The organism is Streptomyces sp. NP160 (genome assembly GCF_006335115.1).
GTDB lineage: Bacteria > Actinomycetota > Actinomycetes > Actinomycetales > Quadrisphaeraceae > Quadrisphaera.
In genome coordinates this window covers 54,872-72,913 of sequence record NZ_VDMJ01000029.1, presented here as the reverse complement: position 1 = coordinate 72,913, position 18,042 = coordinate 54,872, and the positions used below count along the sequence as shown (strand labels likewise).

General features: G+C 77.1%; 15 protein-coding genes and 1 pseudogene. All 16 read right to left on the bottom strand.

The window, feature by feature from the left end; all coding sequences use genetic code 11:
- Positions 1-42: 42 nt before the first annotated feature.
- The 16 genes and pseudogenes from FHN55_RS15620 to FHN55_RS15545 all read right to left on the bottom strand — a co-directional run bounded on the left by FHN55_RS15620 (position 43) and on the right by FHN55_RS15545 (position 17,966).
- The gene (locus FHN55_RS15620) at positions 43-972 is read right to left on the bottom strand and encodes an RluA family pseudouridine synthase (RefSeq protein ID WP_139713247.1); all 930 of its coding nucleotides are present in this window, start codon (positions 970-972) and stop codon (positions 43-45) included.
- A complete protein-coding gene (lspA, locus tag FHN55_RS15615; RefSeq protein WP_139713246.1) occupies positions 965-1,477 on the bottom strand; it encodes a signal peptidase II in 513 nt (170 codons plus the stop codon). The genes FHN55_RS15620 and lspA overlap by 8 nt, the downstream gene beginning before the upstream one ends.
- A gap of 122 nt (positions 1,478-1,599) precedes the next feature.
- A complete protein-coding gene (locus FHN55_RS15610; protein WP_139713245.1) occupies positions 1,600-2,253 on the bottom strand; it encodes a DivIVA domain-containing protein in 654 nt (217 codons plus the stop codon).
- A gap of 181 nt (positions 2,254-2,434) precedes the next feature.
- Complete coding sequence (locus FHN55_RS15605; RefSeq protein WP_139713244.1) at positions 2,435-2,734, bottom strand: YggT family protein; 300 nt, start codon at positions 2,732-2,734, stop codon at positions 2,435-2,437.
- Between the two features lie 170 nt (positions 2,735-2,904).
- Positions 2,905-3,387: a cell division protein SepF gene (locus tag FHN55_RS15600; protein ID WP_139713243.1), complete on the bottom strand. Its 483-nt coding sequence runs from the start codon at positions 3,385-3,387 to the stop codon at positions 2,905-2,907.
- 116 nt (positions 3,388-3,503) lie between these two features.
- The gene (locus FHN55_RS15595; RefSeq protein WP_139713242.1) at positions 3,504-4,241 is read right to left on the bottom strand and encodes a YggS family pyridoxal phosphate-dependent enzyme; all 738 of its coding nucleotides are present in this window, start codon (positions 4,239-4,241) and stop codon (positions 3,504-3,506) included.
- On the bottom strand, positions 4,238-5,005 hold the full coding sequence (locus FHN55_RS15590; protein ID WP_139713241.1) for a polyphenol oxidase family protein: 768 nt from the start codon (positions 5,003-5,005) through the stop codon (positions 4,238-4,240). The genes FHN55_RS15595 and FHN55_RS15590 overlap by 4 nt, the downstream gene beginning before the upstream one ends.
- 438 nt (positions 5,006-5,443) lie before the next feature.
- Positions 5,444-6,649, bottom strand: a pseudogene (gene ftsZ / locus FHN55_RS15585) (cell division protein FtsZ); the annotation flags it as partial.
- A gap of 462 nt (positions 6,650-7,111) precedes the next feature.
- The gene (locus FHN55_RS15580) at positions 7,112-8,086 is read right to left on the bottom strand and encodes a cell division protein FtsQ/DivIB (RefSeq protein WP_139713240.1); all 975 of its coding nucleotides are present in this window, start codon (positions 8,084-8,086) and stop codon (positions 7,112-7,114) included.
- Positions 8,083-9,573: a UDP-N-acetylmuramate--L-alanine ligase gene (gene murC / locus FHN55_RS15575; RefSeq protein WP_139713239.1), complete on the bottom strand. Its 1,491-nt coding sequence runs from the start codon at positions 9,571-9,573 to the stop codon at positions 8,083-8,085. The genes FHN55_RS15580 and murC overlap by 4 nt, the downstream gene beginning before the upstream one ends.
- Positions 9,570-10,739 carry a glycosyltransferase gene (locus FHN55_RS15570; protein ID WP_139713284.1) on the bottom strand — a complete coding sequence of 390 codons (1,170 nt, stop codon included), beginning with the start codon at positions 10,737-10,739 and terminating at the stop codon, positions 9,570-9,572. The genes murC and FHN55_RS15570 overlap by 4 nt, the downstream gene beginning before the upstream one ends.
- Positions 10,740-10,759: 20 nt before the next feature.
- Positions 10,760-12,133 carry a putative lipid II flippase FtsW gene (gene ftsW, locus FHN55_RS15565; protein ID WP_218974715.1) on the bottom strand — a complete coding sequence of 458 codons (1,374 nt, stop codon included), beginning with the start codon at positions 12,131-12,133 and terminating at the stop codon, positions 10,760-10,762.
- 2 nt (positions 12,134-12,135) lie between these two features.
- Positions 12,136-13,761: a UDP-N-acetylmuramoyl-L-alanine--D-glutamate ligase gene (gene murD, locus FHN55_RS15560; RefSeq protein WP_139713282.1), complete on the bottom strand. Its 1,626-nt coding sequence runs from the start codon at positions 13,759-13,761 to the stop codon at positions 12,136-12,138.
- Positions 13,762-13,780: 19 nt separating this feature from the next.
- Positions 13,781-14,884: a phospho-N-acetylmuramoyl-pentapeptide-transferase gene (mraY, locus tag FHN55_RS15555; RefSeq protein ID WP_139713238.1), complete on the bottom strand. Its 1,104-nt coding sequence runs from the start codon at positions 14,882-14,884 to the stop codon at positions 13,781-13,783.
- Positions 14,881-16,359, bottom strand: coding sequence for a UDP-N-acetylmuramoyl-tripeptide--D-alanyl-D-alanine ligase (gene murF / locus FHN55_RS15550; protein WP_139713237.1), 1,479 nt, complete (start codon positions 16,357-16,359; stop codon positions 14,881-14,883). The genes mraY and murF overlap by 4 nt, the downstream gene beginning before the upstream one ends.
- The gene (locus tag FHN55_RS15545; RefSeq protein ID WP_139713236.1) at positions 16,356-17,966 is read right to left on the bottom strand and encodes a UDP-N-acetylmuramoyl-L-alanyl-D-glutamate--2,6-diaminopimelate ligase; all 1,611 of its coding nucleotides are present in this window, start codon (positions 17,964-17,966) and stop codon (positions 16,356-16,358) included. The genes murF and FHN55_RS15545 overlap by 4 nt, the downstream gene beginning before the upstream one ends.
- Positions 17,967-18,042 lie beyond the last annotated feature (76 nt).

The following is an 18,042-nucleotide window of genomic DNA, read 5'->3' as shown; positions in this document are numbered from 1 at the left end:
GCCGAGCGCCCGGTTGCGGTTCAGGAGGGGGGACGAGCGGGGTCAGGCGGGGTCGGCGAGGACGTCGAGCGCGTGCTGCAGGTCGGCGGGGTACTCGCTGCTCAACGCCGTCCACTCCCCCGTGGCGGGGTGGTGGAAGGCGAGGCCCTTGGCGTGCAGCCACTGCCGGGTCAGGCCGAGGCGCTGCGCGAGCGCGGGGTCGGCGCCGTAGGTGAGGTCGCCGCAGCACGGGTGCCGCAGCGCGCTCATGTGCACGCGGATCTGGTGGGTGCGCCCGGTCTCCAGGTGCACCTCCAGCAGCGTGGCAGCGCGGAAGGCCTCGAGGGTCTCGTAGTGCGTGACGCTGGGCTTGCCCTCGGCGGTGACGGCCCACTTCCAGTCCGAGGACGGGTGCCGGCCGATCGGCGCGTCCACGGTGCCGGACGTCGGGTCGGGGTGGCCCTGCACCAGCGCGTGGTAGGTCTTCTCCACCGTCCGCTCGCGGAAGGCGTCCTTGAGCACGGAGTAGGCGTGCTCGCTCTTGGCCACCACCATGAGCCCGGACGTGCCGACATCGAGGCGGTGGACCACGCCCTGGCGCTCGGCCGCTCCGGACGTCGAGATGCGGTAGCCGGCGGCGGCGAGCCCGCCGATGACGGTCGGCCCGGTCCACCCGGGCGAGGGGTGCGCGGCGACGCCGACGGGCTTGTCGACCACCACGAGGTCGTCGTCGTCGTGGACGACCCGCAGCCCGTCCACCGGTTCCGCGACGACGCGGGGGGCGGCCGGCGGGTCCGGCAGGGTCACCGACAGCCACGCGCCGGCGCGCAGGCGCTCGGACTTGCCGACCACGGCGCCGTCCAGCTCCACGCCGCCGCCCTCGGCGACCTCGGCCACGCGGGAGCGGGACAGCCCCAGCAGGCGCGACAGGCCGGCGTCGAGCCGCTCGCCGTCGAGCCCGTCGGGGACGGGCAGGGACCGGGTCTCAGGCACGTCCGCCCTGACGCCCCGAGGTGGCCCGCCGGCCGTCGATCTCGACCCCCCGCAGCGCGAGGATGACGATGAGGGCGGCCGCGGTGCAGATCATGGAGTCGGCCACGTTGAACACCGGCCAGTGCGGCAGGGCCAGGAAGTCCACGACGTGGCCGCGGGCGAACCCCGGTGCGCGCACCAGGCGGTCCACGAGGTTGCCGGTCGCGCCGGCGAGCAGCAGCCCCAGCGCCAGCGCCCAGGCGCGGCTGCCGAGCTTGCGGGACACCCGCAGGACGGCGACGACGACGACCGCCGCGATGATCGTGAAGATCCAGGTGGCGCCGGTCGCGAAGGAGAACGCGGCCCCGGGGTTGCGCAGCAGCACCAGCTGCAGCAGCTCCCCCACCACGGGCACGGGCTCGCCCGGGGTGAGCAGCGCGACGGCGAGGACCTTGGTGACCTGGTCAGCGGCGAGGCCCACCAGCGCCACGGCCACGAGGAAGCGGCGCAGGCGCCGCGCCTTCACACGCCGCGCGTGCCCGAGCCCGTCCGCGCCCTCGGAGGGCGCGGACGGGCTGGCACCGGAGGGTCCCTGCGACGACGGCCCGGAGGGCGGCGTCGTGGCGGGGCTCTCCGCGGACGACTCGCTCAGCTAGCACCGCCACCGAAGGCGTAGCCGACGTCCTGGGCGGCCGGCGGGGCCGGACGGCCGTTCTGGGTGCCGGCGCTGCTGCGAGTCTCGAGGTCGCGCAGCTGCGACTCGAGGTAGGACTTCATGCGGTTGCGGTAGTCGCGCTCGAAGATGCGCAGCTCGTCGATCTTGCGCTCCAGCAGCGACCGCTCCTGCTCGAGGCTGCCGAGGGTCTGGCGGTGCTTCTCCTCGGCCTCGCGCACCAGGCGGCCGGCGCGCTCCTTGGCCTCGCCGAGGATCTGGTCGCGCTGCTCCTCACCGGAGCGGACGAAGTCGTCGTGGAGCTTCTGGGCCAGCGCCAGCATGCCGGTGGCCGACTCCAGGCCCTGGCCGCCGCCCATGACGGGCGCCGGGGCCGGAGCCTGGGCGACGGGCGCGGGCGCGGCCTGCTGGGGCACCGGGCCGGTGGCCCCGCCCCCGCGGCTGAGCTCGGTCACGCGCCGCTCGCAGGCCGACAGGCTCTGCTGCAGCTGCTCGTTCTCCGCCGTCAGGCGGCGCAGCTCACCGACCACCTCGTCGAGGAAGTCGTCGACCTCGTCCTGGTCGTAGCCCTCACGGAACTTGGTGGGCTGGAACCGCTTGTTGACGACGTCCTCGGGCGTCAGCGCCATGTGGTCACCTCTTCGAGAGTCACCGCGGTGGCACGCACCGGGCCTGCTATCAGTCGCACGCCACCGTAGCCGACGGCAAGCGCCGGTGCGGTCAGGAGAGGCACGCGGTGTGTCCGGGTGCGCACGGCGCGGGGTCGCGCGCGGGTCTGGGGAGCGCTCGGGCGACCGCTCGGGCGACCGCTCAGGCCACCGAGCGCGCGGCTCCCTGCAGCACGTTCATGAGCAGCGAGCAGCCCAGCGCCAGGATGATGAAGGCCAGGTCCAGCTGGATGCTGCCCAGCCGGATCGGCTTGATGACGCGCCGCAGGCCGCGCAGCGGCGGGTCGGTGACGGTGTAGACCGTCTCGGCGATCACCAGCACCGCGCCGCGCGGTCGCCAGTCGCGGGAGAAGACCTGCACCCACTCCAGCACCAGCCGGCCGATCAGCAGGATGAAGAAGACCAGCACGACGAGGTACAGCAGCTGGAAGATCAGGCTCACCGCACCATCATCCCCGACGCGCGGCGCTGCCGAGCGCGAGCGCCCGTGACACGCCGCAGACCCGCGGTGCCTCCCCGAGGACGCCGAAGAGGGGGCACCGCGGCAGCGGTGCCCCCTCGTGGCGGGCGGATGAGGGGCGCCTCGCCCGCCACCGCCGGTGGACCGGCAGGTCAGGACTGGTTGAAGACCGCCTTGACCTGGCCGACCGGCTCACCGGTGACCTCGACGTGCGCCGGGGAGAGCAGGAAGACCTTGTTGGTGACGCGCTCGATGTTGCCGTGCAGGCCGAAGACCAGCCCGGCGGAGAAGTCGACGAGGCGCTTGGCGTCGGCGTCGGACATGTCCGTCAGGTTCATGATGACCGGCACTCCGCCGCGGAAGCACTCACCGATGGCCTTGGCCTCGTTGTAGGTGCGGGGGTGGATCGTGGTGATGCGGCGCAGGTCCGCGGCGGGCGCGGGGGTGAAGCGGGCCACCGAGCGGTCGCGCGTGATCGGCGTCACCTCGGCCCGGTACTCGGACTCGTCCACGGCCACGTCGTCGTCCTCCCCCTCGTCCCAGGCGTCGACGTCGAGGTCGCGCGGCTCGGCGTAGCGCGGGTCGTCCTCGCGCAGCCCCATCCACACCATCGACTTGTGCAGCGCTCCAGCCATGACCCGCTCCTCCTGTCCGTGCTCCGTCCGCCCGCCCCGGCGTCCGGCGCGACACCCTCGTGACCCGCCAGCCCCTTAGGGCTCTTGAGCCTCTCTTGTCTCGCTAGTCACAGAAGTTACACGATGGCGGGCCGCGCGCCCAGCACGGCGCGGCCGACACGCACGTGTGTCGCGCCGGCGGCCACGGCGGCCTCCAGGTCACCGCTCATGCCGGCCGAGACGGCCGTGGCGCCGGGGTGCGCCGCGCGCACCGCGGCCGCCACCTGCGCGAGCCGCTCGAAGGGACCGCGGGGGTCGACCCCGGCCGGCGCCACCGCCATCACGCCCGCCAGCCGCAGCCCCTCGGCCGCTGCCACCGCGGCGGCCAGCTCGTCCACGTCGCGCGGCGCGGCGCCCCCGCGGCCGGGGTCGCGCTCGTCGTCGTCGGCGAGGTCCACCTGCACGAGGACGTCCAGGACGTGCCCGTGCGGGCGCTCCCCCTCGTCCAGCGCCCGGCGGTGCCCCCGCTCCAGCGCCGCGACGAGGCGCTCCCGGTCCACGGAGTGCACGACGTCGGCCCAGGCGGCCACCGCGGCGGCCTTCTTGGTCTGCACCTGCCCCACCTGGTGCCAGCGCAGCCCCAGGTCCGCGCAGGCGCGCGCCTTCTGCCCGGCCTCCGGCTCCCGGCTCTCCCCCACGTCGGTGGCGCCGCAGCCGGCCAGCAGCCGCACGTCCTGCGCGGGGAAGGTCTTGGTCACCACCACCAGCTGCACGGACCCGTCGGCCCGGCCGGCAGCGGACTCGGCGTCGGCGACGCGGCGACGCACCGCCGCCAGGTTCTGCGCCAGCTCCTGCGCCCTGTCCACCGCGCTCACCCCCGCCTCCACGCCAGCCCCGCCCAGCGCGGAGCGCCCGGGCCCGAGCGGCGCACCGACCCCAGCGCCTCGTCCTCCACGGTGCAGCCCGGCAGCTGCTCGGCCGCCACGCCCAGGTCGGCCAGCTGCTCCAGCACGCCGGCCGCCACGTCGAGCGCCGGCGTCCCCGTCCAGGTACACGTGGCCGCGACGGGGTGGCGGCCGGCCACCTCCGCGCGCATCGCCGCGGGCACCTCGTAGCACCGGCCGCACACCGACGGCCCCAGCGCCGCGCGGGTGCGCGAGGGCTCGGCGCCCACCTCGGCCATCAGCGCCACGGCGGCGCCGACCACGCCGGCGTCCATGCCGCGGCGCCCCGCGTGCGCCACCGCCACGACGCCGGCGGCCGGGTCGGCCAGCAGCACGGGCACGCAGTCGGCCACGAGCACCGCCAGCGCCAGCCCCGGGACGTCGGTGACCAGCGCGTCCGCCTCCGGGGGCGGTCCGTCCCACGGGCCGCGAGCCAGGACGGCGGTGGCGCCGTGCACCTGCCGCGCCACGAGCAGCCGGTCGGGGAGGACGCCGACGTCGGCGGCCAGCGACGCGCGGGCCGCGCGCGCGGCGCGCACGTCGCCACCGGTGTGGTCGGCCAGGTCCGCGCCGCCCGACAGCGCCCAGGAGGACCCTCCGGGCAGGTCGCGCCGCCACGTCGTCACGGAGGCGCCGCTCGCGGGGGCGGGCTCGGGCGAGGGGTGGGACGCGAAGAGGTCGGGCGGGCTCGCCATGGGACGAGCCTGCCCGACCTCCAGGCGGGTCCGCCGCGCGGGGCGGACCCGGTCGGCGCCGGAGCGCCGGGAGCGCTACTTCAGGAAGTCGGGGACGTCGAGGTCCTCCGGCTCGGCGCGGCCGTAGCGGGCGCGGGCGGGCTCGCGCTCCACGGCGGCGTGGCTGCCGGTGTGGACGCCGCCGTGCCCGCCGTCGTACTGGCCCGGCAGCTGGTTCGCCGCGTACGCGGGCGCCGGGGCGGGCTCGGCGCCCGGTCCGTCGTCCAGGGCGCTGGGCGTGCCCTGCGGGCTGCGCCAGTCGCTGTAGCCGGAGTCGTACTGCTCGCCGTAGCCGTCCCGGTCGGCACGGGAGTCGTGCCGGTCGTCGCGCAGGTCGGCCTGGGGCGCCGGCTGCTGGCGGGCGGGAGCCGCCTCGCCGTAGGGCGAGGGCGCGGCCGCACGGGCCGGCGCCTGCCAGCTCGGGCGGTCGGCCGGCACGGCCGGGGTCTGGCCGGTGCGGGGACCCGCGGCGCGCGCGGGGGCCGCCACGGCCGGCTGCTGGCCGGTCCGCGGCGCGGACGGGCCCGCCGGGCCGGCGCCGAAGCCGCTGTGGGCCGGGCGGCCGGGGGCGCCACCGGTCGGCACGGCCGGGGTGCGGGGCAGCGAGACGGCCGCGGGGGCGGGCTCGGCGCGGCGCTCGTCGCGGCGGGCCTGCGGCACGCCGCCGTCGAAGCCGGCGGCGATGACGGTGACCCGCACCTCGTCGCCCAGGGCGTCGTCGATGACGGCGCCGAAGATGATGTTGGCCTCGGGGTGCGCGGCCTCCTGCACCATCCGCGCGGCCTCGTTGATCTCGAACAGGCCGAGGTCGGAGCCGCCCTGGATGGACAGCAGCACGCCGTGCGCGCCGTCGATGCTGGCCTCGAGCAGCGGCGAGGAGATCGCCAGCTCAGCGGCCTCCACCGCGCGGTTGTCGCCGCGGGAGGAGCCGATGCCCATGAGCGCGGAGCCCGCGTTGCTCATGACGGACTTCACGTCGGCGAAGTCGAGGTTGATCAGACCGGGGGTGGTGATGAGGTCGGTGATGCCCTGCACACCGGACAGCAGCACCTGGTCCGCCGACTTGAAGGCGTCCAGGACGCTGACGCCGCGGTCGCTGATGGACAGCAGCCGGTCGTTGGGGATGACGATGAGCGTGTCGACCTGGTCGCGCAGCTCGGCGATGCCCGACTCCGCGCTCGTGGCGCGGCGGCGTCCCTCAAAGGTGAACGGCCGGGTGACGACGCCGATGGTCAGCGCGCCGAGCGCACGGGCCATGCGGGCCACGACGGGCGCGCCGCCGGTGCCGGTGCCGCCGCCCTCACCGGCGGTGACGAAGACCATGTCGGCCCCGCGCAGGACCTCCTCGATCTCCTCGGCGTGGTCCTCGGCCGCCTTGCGGCCGACCTCGGGGTCGGCTCCGGCGCCCAGGCCCCGCGTGAGCTCGCGGCCGACGTCGAGCTTGACGTCGGCGTCGCTCATCAGCAGCGCCTGCGCGTCGGTGTTGACGGCGATGAACTCGACCCCCTTGAGGCCGACCTCGATCATGCGGTTCACGGCGTTCACGCCGCCCCCGCCAACGCCCACCACCTTGATGACCGCCAAGTAGTTCTGCGGTGCCGCCACGGTCCCCTGCTCTCCCCGATCGCTTCGGGCCTGCCGACCCCGGATCTGCTGCTCCCGGGGCCCCCTCAGGCCCCGGTGAAGTCTCAACCTCACGTGGAGGTTGAACGTTATGTCACAACGGTGTTGTTTGCAGGCTAGGGGCCGGACGCCGAAACCCACAACTCCCCACGCCGCCACTGCTGAACAGCGGCTCTGCCATCGCAGCGCTGTGCTCACAACCGCTGACAGAGCGCTACGGCGAGCACGACCCACGCGGCGGTGGACCGCCCGTTCGGGCGATCAGGAGCGTAGAGGCGCACCCTGGGAGCCCCTCACAGGGGGCACCGCCGCAGCCGCAGCAGCCGACTTCCACGACCCCTCGCGGAAGTCGGGAAGACGTCCTCGAGAATCCCGCACGCACTGTCCGCCAGATCACGGGCAGATCACGGGGACATCTCGACCGGCACCCGTGGCGCCCCGGCGTCAGGGGGCGGTCGCCGGGGCCAGCGGGGCGCTGACGTCCACCCGGCCGACGCCCTCCCGGGGCAGCAGCTGCTCCGCCACGCGCGCCTTGAGCGCGTCGTCCCCGGGGGCCCCCCACACGACCGACTGGCCGCTGCGCAGCGCCAGGCGCACGTCGTCGGGGCCGGTGGCGGTCACGGCGGAGACCTGCTCGCGCAGCGCCGCCGGCAGCGCCAGGGCCACCGCGGAGGCGGCGCGCACCGCGTCGCCGCGGCCGGGGTCCACCTGGACCAGCGGCACGCCCTCGGGGGCGGCGTCGGCGGTGGTGATGGTGGCGCCGTCGCCGTCGATGAGGACGACGCCGGCAGCGCCGCCCGGGGCGGGGACGGCCGCCACGGGCGTCTTCTCCACCACGACGACCCGCAGGCGGTGGGCGGGGTCGCGGTGCACCTGGACGGAGGCCACCCACGGCAGCTGCTCCACCCGCTCGGTGACCGCGCCGGTGTCGACGCGCAGGAGCGGCCGGCCCAGCTGGTCTGCGGCGGCCTGCTGCACCGCCGGCGCCCCGGTGCGCTCGGCGCCGGTGACGACCACGGTGCGCAGGGCCGTGAGCGAGCTGAAGAGCAGCGCCCACACCACCAGGCCGACGAGGACGACGACGAGCGCCGCCACCGCGAGCGCGCGCCACAGGAGCCGGCGGCGGGCCGCCGGGTCGCGCTCGGCGCCGGCGGCCCGAGCGGGCCTTCCGGCGCGGCCACCGCGCACCGGGGGGCGCGCGGGCTGCTGGTCGAGGCGCGGCCCGCCGGGCGGGGGCTGCGCCCCCGCGGGGAACCGGGGCTCGTGGTGGGGCTCGGGCCGAGGGGCGGGGCGGTCGGCGCCGGGCCCCGTGGCGGGGCCGGTCTCGGGCAGGCGCACCTGCGGGTCGGGGTCGCGCTGCGGGCGCGGCGGTGCCGGCCGGCGCACCGGGGCCGGTGGGCGGCGACCGGCGGGGCTCACGCGCCGGTCCCGTCCGCGCCGGCGCCGGCCTCGAGCAGGGACAGCACCTCCGCCGCGACGGCGGTGACGTCGCCGGCGCCCACGGTCAGCACGAGGTCGCCGGGGCGGGCTCGCTCCAGCAGCGCCGGCGCCGCCGCGGCCCGGTCGGGCTCGAAGGACACGCGCGCCGGCGCGGTCACGCGCTCGGCCACGAGCGCCCCGGTCACGCCCGGCAGCGGGTCCTCGCGGGCCGCGTAGACGTCCATGACCACCACCTCGTCGGCCCCGGACAGCGCCGCGCCGAACTCGGCGGCGAAGTCCCGGGTGCGCGAGTACAGGTGCGGCTGGAAGGCCACGACGAGGCGCCCGTCACCGGCCACCTGCCGGCCGGTGGCCACGGCTGCGGCCACCTTGGCGGGGTTGTGCGCGTAGTCGTCGTAGACGCGCACGCCGCCGGCCTCGCCGCGCGGCTCGAAGCGGCGCCGGGTGCCCGCGAAGGACTCCAGGCCGTCGCGGGCGGTGGCAGGGTCGGTGCCCAGCGCCACGGCGGCGGCCCACGCGGCGGCCGCGTCGAGGGCGTTGTGCCAGCCGGGCACGGTCAGCTGCACGCGGCCGCTCCAGCCGTCGGGGGCGTGCGGGCCGGCAGCCCCCGGGGCGGCGGTGAGGTCGACGGCGATCCGCCCGCCGGAGGCGTCGGCGGCGCTGACGCGCACGTCGGCCTCGGGCGCCCCGCCGAAGGTCACCACGCGCCGGCCGCCACCGGCGCCGCCGTCGTCCTCACGGGCCTGGAAGGCGGCGGCCAGCCCCGCGGAGCCGGGGTCGTCGGCGCAGGCCACGAGCACCCCACCGGGCCGGATGCGGGCGGCGAAGGCGGCGAAGGCGGCCTGCACGCCGGCGTAGTCGCCGTGGTGGTCGAGGTGGTCGGGCTGGACGTTGGTGACCACGGAGACCTCGGGGGCGTACACGAGGAAGCTCGAGTCGGACTCGTCGGCCTCGGCCACGAAGACGTCGCCCGACCCGTGGCGGGCGTTGGTGCCCACCCCGACCAGCTCACCGCCCACGGCGAAGGACGGGTCGGCGCCGGCGTGGGCGAGGGTCGCCACGAGCATGGCGGTGGTGGTGGTCTTGCCGTTGGTGCCCGCCACGGCCACCCCGCGCAGCCCCGCCATGAGCGCCGCCAGGCCCTGGGAGCGGTGCAGCACGCGCTGCCCGGCGGCGCGGGCGGCGGCCAGCTCGGGGTTGTCCTCGCGGATGGCCGAGCCGGCCACCACCGTGTCGGCCCCGTGGAGGCGCTCCGGGTCGAACCCGGCGGCCACCCGGCCACCGAGGGCGCGCAGCGCATCCATGACCGGGAGGTCCTTCGCGTCGCTGCCGGAGACCGCCACGCCGCGCTCGAGCATGATCCGCGCGACCCCGGAGACCCCCACTCCCCCGACGCCGATGAAGTGCACCGCGCCCAGCTCGGACAGCGGCGGCACCGGCGCGGCGAGGTCGAAGCGCGCGCTCACCGCGCCTCCTCCGTGCGCCGCCCGGCGGCGCGCTCGACGAGGTCGGCGAGGCGCTCGTCGCCGTCGCGGGCCCCTGCCGCCACCGACGACGAGCCGGCGGCCGCCGCCATCGCCGCCAGGCGGCCCGCGCCGTCGGCGTCGGTGAGCAGGTCGCGCAGCGGACCGCGGACCCAGTCGGCGGTGACGTCGGCGTCGTCGACCAGCAGGGCGGACCCGGCGGCCACCGCTCCCGCCGCGTTGAGGCGCTGCTCGCCGTTGCCGACGGGCAGCGGCACGTACACGGCGGGCAGCCCCACGGCCGTGGTCTCGCAGACCGTGCCCGCGCCGGCGCGGCAGAGCACCAGGTCAGCAGCGGCGTAGGCCAGGTCCATGCGGTCGGTGTACTCCAGCACCCGGTAGACGGCGCCGTCCGGCAGCCCGGAGGGCGCCACCGCCTTCCCGGCGCCCGTGAGGTGCAGCACCTGCGGCGCCGGACCGCCGCCGGCCGGCGCGGCGAGCAGCTCCGCAGCGCCCTCGACCACGGCCGTGTTGAGCCGCTGGGCGCCCAGCGACCCGCCGGTCACGAGCAGCGTGGGGGCGTCCGGGTGCAGGTCGAACGCCGCACGGGCCTCCGCCCGCCGGGCCTCCCGGTCCAGGCGGGTCACCTCGGTGCGCATGGGCAGCCCCGTGAGCTCGCCGGTGCCGCCCTGCCCGTGCAGGTCGGTGCCGGGGAACGTCGTGGCCACGTGCCGGGTGAGCTTCGCGCCGAGGCGGTTGGCCACCCCCGGGCGGAAGTTGGCCTCGTGCACCACCACGGGCACGCCCATCCGGCGCGCCGCGAGGTAGGCGGGCACGGCCACGTAGCCGCCCACGCCGACGACGACGTCCGCGCGCGGGGCGCCCACGGCCTCCCCCGCCTGCACGACGGCGCGCTCAGCGGCGCGCACGGCGCTCAGGAGGCGCCCGGGCAGGCGCAGCAGCGCCGTCGAGGGCTTGCGGGGCAGCGGCACGCGGGGCACCACGGCCAGCTCGTAGCCGCGCGCGGGCACCAGCCGGGCCTCGAGGCCCTCGTTCGTGCCGAGCACGAGCACGCCGGTGGCGGGGTCGCGGCGGCGGAGGCAGTCGGCCAGGGCCAGCAGCGGCGAGACGTGCCCGGTGGTGCCGCCGCCGGCGAGCAGCACCGCCAGCGGCCGGCTCGCGGGGGCGCTCACCGGCGCCCTCCCCGGGAGACCACGGCCAGGGACCGGCGCACCAGGCCGGGGCGGGCGCTCAGCGCGGCCTGCGCCCCGGGGCTGTGGCGGGCGCACGAGAGCACCAGGCCGACGCCGAGCAGGGTGCACAGCAGCGCCGAGCCACCCGCCGAGATGAGCGGCAGGGGCACGCCGAGCACCGGGGCGAGCCCGATGACGACGGCGATGTTGACGGCGGCCTGGCCGAGCACCCACACCATGACGCCGGCCACGAGCACGGCGGCGAACAGGTCCTTGCTGCGGCGCACCACCCGCGCGCAGCACCAGCCGAAGACCACGAACAGCGCGAGGACGACGAGCGTGCCGACCAGCCCGAGCTCCTCGCCCAGGATGGCGAAGATGTAGTCGTTGTGGGCCTCGGGCAGCCAGCTCCACTTCTGGCGGCTGCCGCCCAGGCCCAGGCCCGTCAGGCCGCCCGAGGCGAGGGCGTAGAGGCCGCTCGTGGCCTGGTAGCCGCTGCCGAGGCGGTCGGTGTTGCCGCCGAGGAAGGCCTCGATGCGGGTGATCCGGTTGCCGGTGCTGGCGAAGGCCGCGACGGCCACCAGGCCGACCAGCGCCATGACCGCCAGGTGGCGCAGCGGCACACCGGCCGCGAAGAGCGCGCCGGCCACCACGAGCGCCATGACCATCGAGGTGCCGAGGTCGCCGCCGGCCAGCACGAAGCCGATGACGGGCACCACGCCGAGGGCCAGCGGCAGGCCCCAGCGCAGCGGCTGGTGCAGCAGCCTGTGCTTGCTCGCCAGCACCACGGCGCACCACAGGACCAGCGCGACCTTGCCGAGCTCCGACGGCTGGCCCTGGACGGACCCGATGCGCACCCAGTTCCTGTTGCCGCCCACGTCGACGCCCAGCGGCGTCAGCACGAGCGACTCCAGCACGGCCGCGACGACGACGACCACGGGCGCCACCCGGCGCCAGAAGACCGGCGGCAGCCGCGCGGCGACGAGCATCGCCACCAGCCCGAGCACCGCGAACGGCGCCTGCGAGAGGACCACCTGGAACGGCGACCTGCCGTCCGCGATCGACTCCACGCTGGAGCTGGACAGCACCATGACCAGGCCGATGGCCACGAGCATGACCACCGCGCCCTGCAGCACGCCGTAGGTGAGCAGCGGCGTGTCCCAGCGGGCCAGGCGCCCGGGCAGCGGACCGCCCAGCAGCGCGTCGCCCCAGGCGGCGGCGTGCTGGCGCCGCGTCAGCGCCGGGCGCCGGGGCGCCGGCCGCGGGGCGCGCCGGTCCGGCGCGGGGGTGCCCGCGGCCGAGGTGGTCGCCGAGGGGGCGACCCCGTCGCGCAGGTCGATCGTGGTGGTGCCCGTCGTCCTGGTGGCCACGGTCAGCCCTCCCCCTCGGTCGAGCTGCCGGTCGAGTCGTCGGTCGAGGGGTCCAGGAGGGCGCGGACGGCCGCGGCGAAGGCGTCGCCGCGCTCGGCGTAGCTGCTGAACTGGTCCATCGACGCCGAGGCGGGCGCCAGCAGCACCACGTCCCCGGGCAGCGCCGCGGCCGCGGCGGCGCGCACGGCGGCGGGCATGACGCCTCCGGCGGCCGACGCCGCGGCGGCGTCGACCTCGACCACGGGCACGCCCGGGGCGCGCCGCTCCAGGGCGCCGCGCAGCGGCTCGCGGTCGGTGCCGATGAGCACCGCGGCCCGCAGGCGGGAGGCCTGGGCGCCGACGAGGTCGTCGAACTGGGCGCCCTTGGCCAGGCCGCCGGCCACCCACACCACGCGGGTGCCGTCGTGGGCGTCCGGGCCCGCCGCGGCCGCGGCGCCGGCCAGCGAGGCGGCGGCGGCGTGGGCGTTGGTGGCCTTGGAGTCGTCCACCCAGGCCACGCCGCCGGAGCGGGCCACCACCGCGATGCGGTGGGCGCCCGGCCGGGTGGACAGCAGCCCGTCGCGCACGGCCTGCTGGGAGACGCCGTGCGCGCGGGCCAGCGCGGCGGCCGCGAGGGCGTTGGCCACCACGTGCGGGGCCACCACGCCGCCGGAGGCGTCGGCGAGGTCGGCCAGGGTGCACAGCTCGGCGGCGCTGTTCGCGCGGTCGGCCACGTAGGCGCGGTCGGCGAGGACGTCGTCCACCACGCCGAGCATCGACAGGCCGGGCACGCCGAGCGTGAAGCCGATGGCGCGGCAGCCCTCCTGCACGTCGGCGTCCACGACGAGCTGCTCGGTGGTGGGCCAGTCCTGGCCGTCGGGCCTCTCGTCGGCGTTGTAGACGCACGCGCGCTCGGTGTCGGTGTAGATGCGGCCCTTGTCGGCGGCGTACGCGCCCATCGACCCGTGCCAGTCGAGGTGGTCGGCCGCGAGGTTGAGGACGGCGGAGGCGCGCGGGGCCAGCGTGTGCGCGCCGTGCAGCTGGAAGCTGGACAGCTCCACGGCCAGCACGTCGGCGCCGGCCGGGTCGAGCACGGCCTCCACCAGCGGGGTGCCGATGTTGCCGGCCGTGGTGGCGCGCAGGCCGTGGGCCCGCAGGATGCTCGCGAGCATCGTCGTCGTCGTGGTCTTGCCGTTGGTCCCGGTGACGCACAGCCACGGGGCCGAGGAGGCCGGGCCCACGGGGGCGCCGACGGGGCCGGCCGTGCCGCGCAGCCGCCAGGCCAGCTCGACCTCGCCCCAGACCGGGATGCCGGCGCGGGCGGCCTGCGCGAGCAGTGGCGCCGACGGGCGCCAGCCCGGCGAGGCGATGACGAGGTCCGGCGGGTTCCCGTCGACGGTGTGGAGGGCGTCCGAGGCGCCGGGCCCGAGGGCCACCCTGCCGCCGAGGACGTCGAGGAGCTTGGCGCGCTCCTGCTCACCGGCGCCCTCGCGGGAGTCGACGGCGAGGACCTTCGCGCCGCGCTCGGCGAGCGCGTAGGCGGCGGCCGCGCCGGAGACGGCGAAGCCGGCGACGACCACCCGCAGGCCCTCCCAGTCGGCGGGACCGCGCTCGGGGACGCGGGAGGAGCCCGCCCGCCAGGCCGGCAGGGCGCTCGTCCGGGACGTCTCAGATGTCACTGCCGACCACCCACTCGCCGTAGAACAGGCCAAGGCCGAGGCCCACGAAGAGCCCCGCGATGATCCAGAAGCGCGTGACGATGGTGACCTCGGCCCAGCCGACCAGCTCGAAGTGGTGCTGCAGCGGCGCCATCCGGAACACGCGCTTGCGGGTCAGCTTGAACGACCCGACCTGGATCACCACCGACAGGGCGATGATGACGAACAGCCCGCCCAGCACCACCAGCAGCAGCTCGGTGCGGGTGGTGATGGCCAGGCCGGCCAGCGCTCCGCCGAGCGCCAGGGAGCCGGTGTCGCCCATGAAGATCTTGGCCGGCGAGGCGTTCCACCACAGGAAGCCGATGCAGGCCGCCATGAGCGCGATCGCCACCACGGCCAGGTCGAGCGGGTCCCGCGTGGTGTAGCAGGGCGCCAGCGGGGCCGTGGCCGTGATGCGCGGGCCCTCGCAGTTCTGGTTGTACTGCCACACGCCGATGAGGGCGAAGGCGCCGGCCACCGCGGCGGTGGCGCCGCTGGCCAGCCCGTCGAGGCCGTCGGTGAGGTTCACGCCGTTGCTGGTGGCGGCCACCATGAGCAGCGCCCAGAGCACGAACAGGACCACCCCGGCGATCATCCCGAGCCGCTCGAAGTCCACGGCGGTGTCGCGCGTGAAGGAGATCGCGGTCGAGGCGGGGGCGTTGCCCCGGTCGTCGGGGAACTGCAGCGCCAGGACGGCGAACACCAGGCCCACGAGGGTCTGCCCGATGAGCTTGGGCACGCTGCGCAGGCCCAGGCTGCGCTGCTTGGAGATCTTGATGAAGTCGTCGAGGAACCCGACCACGCCCAGCCCGACCATCAGCCCCAGCACGAGCAGCCCGGACACCGACGGCGGCGTCATGAAGACGAGGTGCGCCACGGCGTAGCCCAGCACCGTCGCCGCGATGATCACCGCGCCGCCCATGGTGGGCGTCCCGCGCTTGGTGTGGTGGGTGGTGGGCCCGTCGTCGCGGATGAACTGCCCGTACCCGCGGTGCACGAGGAACCTGATGAACAGCGGCGTGCCGAACAGCGCCACCACCAGCGAGGCGAACCCCGCCACGAGGATGCCCCTCACGGGTGCGCACCCCCCGCCGCGGCGGGGGCGCCCTCGAGGGCGAGCCGGTCCCCGAGGTGCAGGAGCCCGGCGCCGTGGGAGCTCTTGACGAGCACCACGTCCCCCGGCCGCAGCTCGGCCTCCAGCAGCGCGTGCGCCGCCTCCGCGTCAGCGACCCACACCGACTCGTCGGCGTAGGAGCCCTCCAGGACCGCTCCGGTGTGCACGGGCCGCGCCCCCTCCCCCACGGCCACCAGCCGTGAGACGTCGAGGCGGACGGCGTACCTGCCGACCGCGTCGTGCTCGTCGCGCGCGGTGTCGCCGAGCTCCAGCATCTCCCCGATGACCGCCCAGGTGCGCCCGCCGGGGCGGCGCATGGCCTTGAGCGCCCGCAGCGCGGCGCGCACGGACTCGGGGTTGGCGTTGTAGGCGTCGTTCACCACGACCACGCCGTCGGGGCGCTCGGTGACCTCCATGCGCCAGCGGCTGGCGGCGCGCGCGGCCGACAGGGCGTCGGCCACGTCGCCCAGCTGCGCGCCGACGGCCAGGGCGCACGCGGCGGCGGCCAGGGCGTTGGAGACGTGGTGCTCGCCGTGCAGCTGCATCGAGACCTCGGCGCTGGCGGCCTCGTCGCCGGAGCGGGCGTGCAGCGTGAAGGACGGCCGGCCGTGGGCGTCCACGCGGACGTCCTCGGCGCGCACGTCGGCGCCGGCGCCCCAGCCGAAGGTCACCACGCGGGCGCGGGTGCGCTCGGCCATGGCCGCCACGCGGTGGTCGTCGGCGTTGAGGACGGCGACCCCGCCGTCCTGCCCGCCGGCCGGGGGCAGGGCCTCCACCAGCTCGCCCTTGGCCACGGCGATGGCCTCGGGGCTGCCGAACTCGCCCACGTGGGCGCTGCCGACGTTGAGCACGGCGCCGACCCGGGGGTGCGCCAGCTGGCACAGGTGGGCGATGTGGCCGCGGCCCCGGGCGCCCATCTCCACCACGAGGGAGCGGGTGCCCTCCTCCACGCGCAGCAGGGTCAGGGGCACGCCCAGCTCGTTGTTGAAGGAGCCGGGCGGCGCCACCACGGGGCCGAGCGGCGCGAGCACGGCGGCCAGCAGGTCCTTGGTGCTCGTCTTGCCCGAGCTGCCGGTGACGGCGACGACGTCGAACGGCGCCGCGAGGTCCGGGTCGTCCGCGAGCGCGCGGCGGCGGGCCAGCACCTCCACCGCCAGCGCCGGCAGCGCGTCCAGCACGCGGCCGGGGACGACGACGGCGGGCACGTCCTCGCCCAGGTCGCGCTCGGCGAGCACCGCCACGGCGCCGGCACCGAGGGCGGCGGCGGCGTGGTCGTGCCCGTCCACGCGCTCCCCCGGGACGGCGGCGAACAGGTCACCGCCGGTGGCGGCGCGGGAGTCGACCACCACCCCGCTGACCACGGCGGAGGGGTCGGCCCCTCCGGTGAGGCGACCGCCGGTGGCGGCCGCGACGTCTCCCAGCGCGATCGGGATCATGCGCGCACCTCCTGGGCGGCCGCCAGCGCGGCCGCGAGCTCTTCGCGGTCGTCGAAGGGGTGCACCCGTCCTGCGACCTCCTGTCCGCGCTCGTGGCCCTTGCCGGCCACCAGCACGGTGCTGCCGGGGCCACCGGCCAGCGCGAGGGCGACCCCGCGGGCGACGGCCTCGCGGCGGTCGGGCACCTCCAGCACCTCGGCCTCCTGGCCTGCCGCCTCCCGCGCCCCGGCCAGCACGGCGGCGCGGATCGCCGCCGGGTCCTCCGAGCGGGGGTTGTCGTCGGTCACGACCACGGCGTCGGCGCCCGCGGCGGCGGCGAGGCCCATGGCGACGCGCTTGCCGGGGTCGCGGTCCCCGCCGGCACCGAGCACCACCACGAGCCGTCCGGCGGTGGACGGGCGCAGCGCGGCGAGGGCGGCGGCCACGGCGTCCGGGGTGTGGGCGTAGTCGACCACCCCCACCGGGAGGTCGGCCGGACCCGCGGTGGGAGGTGCGACGACCTCCATGCGGCCGGGCACGCCGCGCGCGCCGGCCAGCGCGGCGGCGGCGGCGCCCGGGTCGTGCCCGGCGGCGGCGAGCACGGCCACCGCCACAGCGGTGTTGGCCACGTTGAAGGTGCCCGGCAGCGGGCTCGCGGCGCGCACGGCGCGGCCGTCGGGGCAGGTCAGCTCGAAGGCGGAGCCGGGCCGCCCGTCGGAGCGCTCGCCCACGCTCGCGGGGTCCACGCGCCAGTCGGCCGCCGGGCCGTCCGGCCCGCCCGTCGTCGTCGTCGTCGTGCTCACGGTGGTGGTGGGCACCCCGGCGGCGCGGCTGCGCTCGGCGAGTCGGCGCCCCCAGGCGCCGTCCACGCAGACCACGGCCGCGCGGGCGCGCTCGGAGGTGAACAGCGCGGCCTTGGCGGAGAAGTAGTCCTCCATCGTGGGGTGGAAGTCGAGGTGGTCCTGGGAGAGGTTGGTGAAGGCGGCGACGTCGAGGACGAGGCCGTCCACCCGGTGCAGCGACACGGCGTGGCTGGAGACCTCCAGCGCCGCCGCCCGCGCCCCGCGCTCCACCGCGAGCGCCAGCAGCGCGTGCAGGTCGGGCGCCTCCGGGGTGGTGCGGGCGCTGGGCAGCTCCTCACCGGCGATGCGGGTGCAGACGGTGCCCACGAGCGCGGTGGGCGTGCCGAGCTGCTCCAGGGCGGACTCCAGCAGCGTGGTGACGGTGGTCTTGCCGTTGGTGCCGGTGACCCCGAGCACCTGCAGGTGCGCGGCGGGCTCGCCCCAGACCAGCGCGCTGGCGGCGCCCAGGACGGCGCGGGGGTCCTCGACGACGACGGCGGGCAGGTCCGCGGCGCCGCCGGCGGCGGCCAGGCGCGCGCCCTCGGCGTCGGTGAGGAGGGCGGTGGCGCCCAGGGAGGCGGCCTGCTCGGCGAACCGGGCGCCGTGGGTGCGGGCGCCGGGCAGCGCGGCGTAGAGGTCACCGGGCCGGGCGCGGCGGGAGTCGAGCACCACACCGGTGACCACGAGGTGCTCCGCGCCGGCCGGGACGGGCGCTCCCAGGAGGGCTGCGACGTCCGCCAGCGGTCGCCCGGGCGCGCTCAGGGGCCGGGAGTCGCGAGCGGGCACGGCGAGCACGCTACCCGGCCCGCCCCGGGCGTCCGGGGGGTTCGCGGCGAGCGCCCGCGGGGAGCCGCTGTGGATC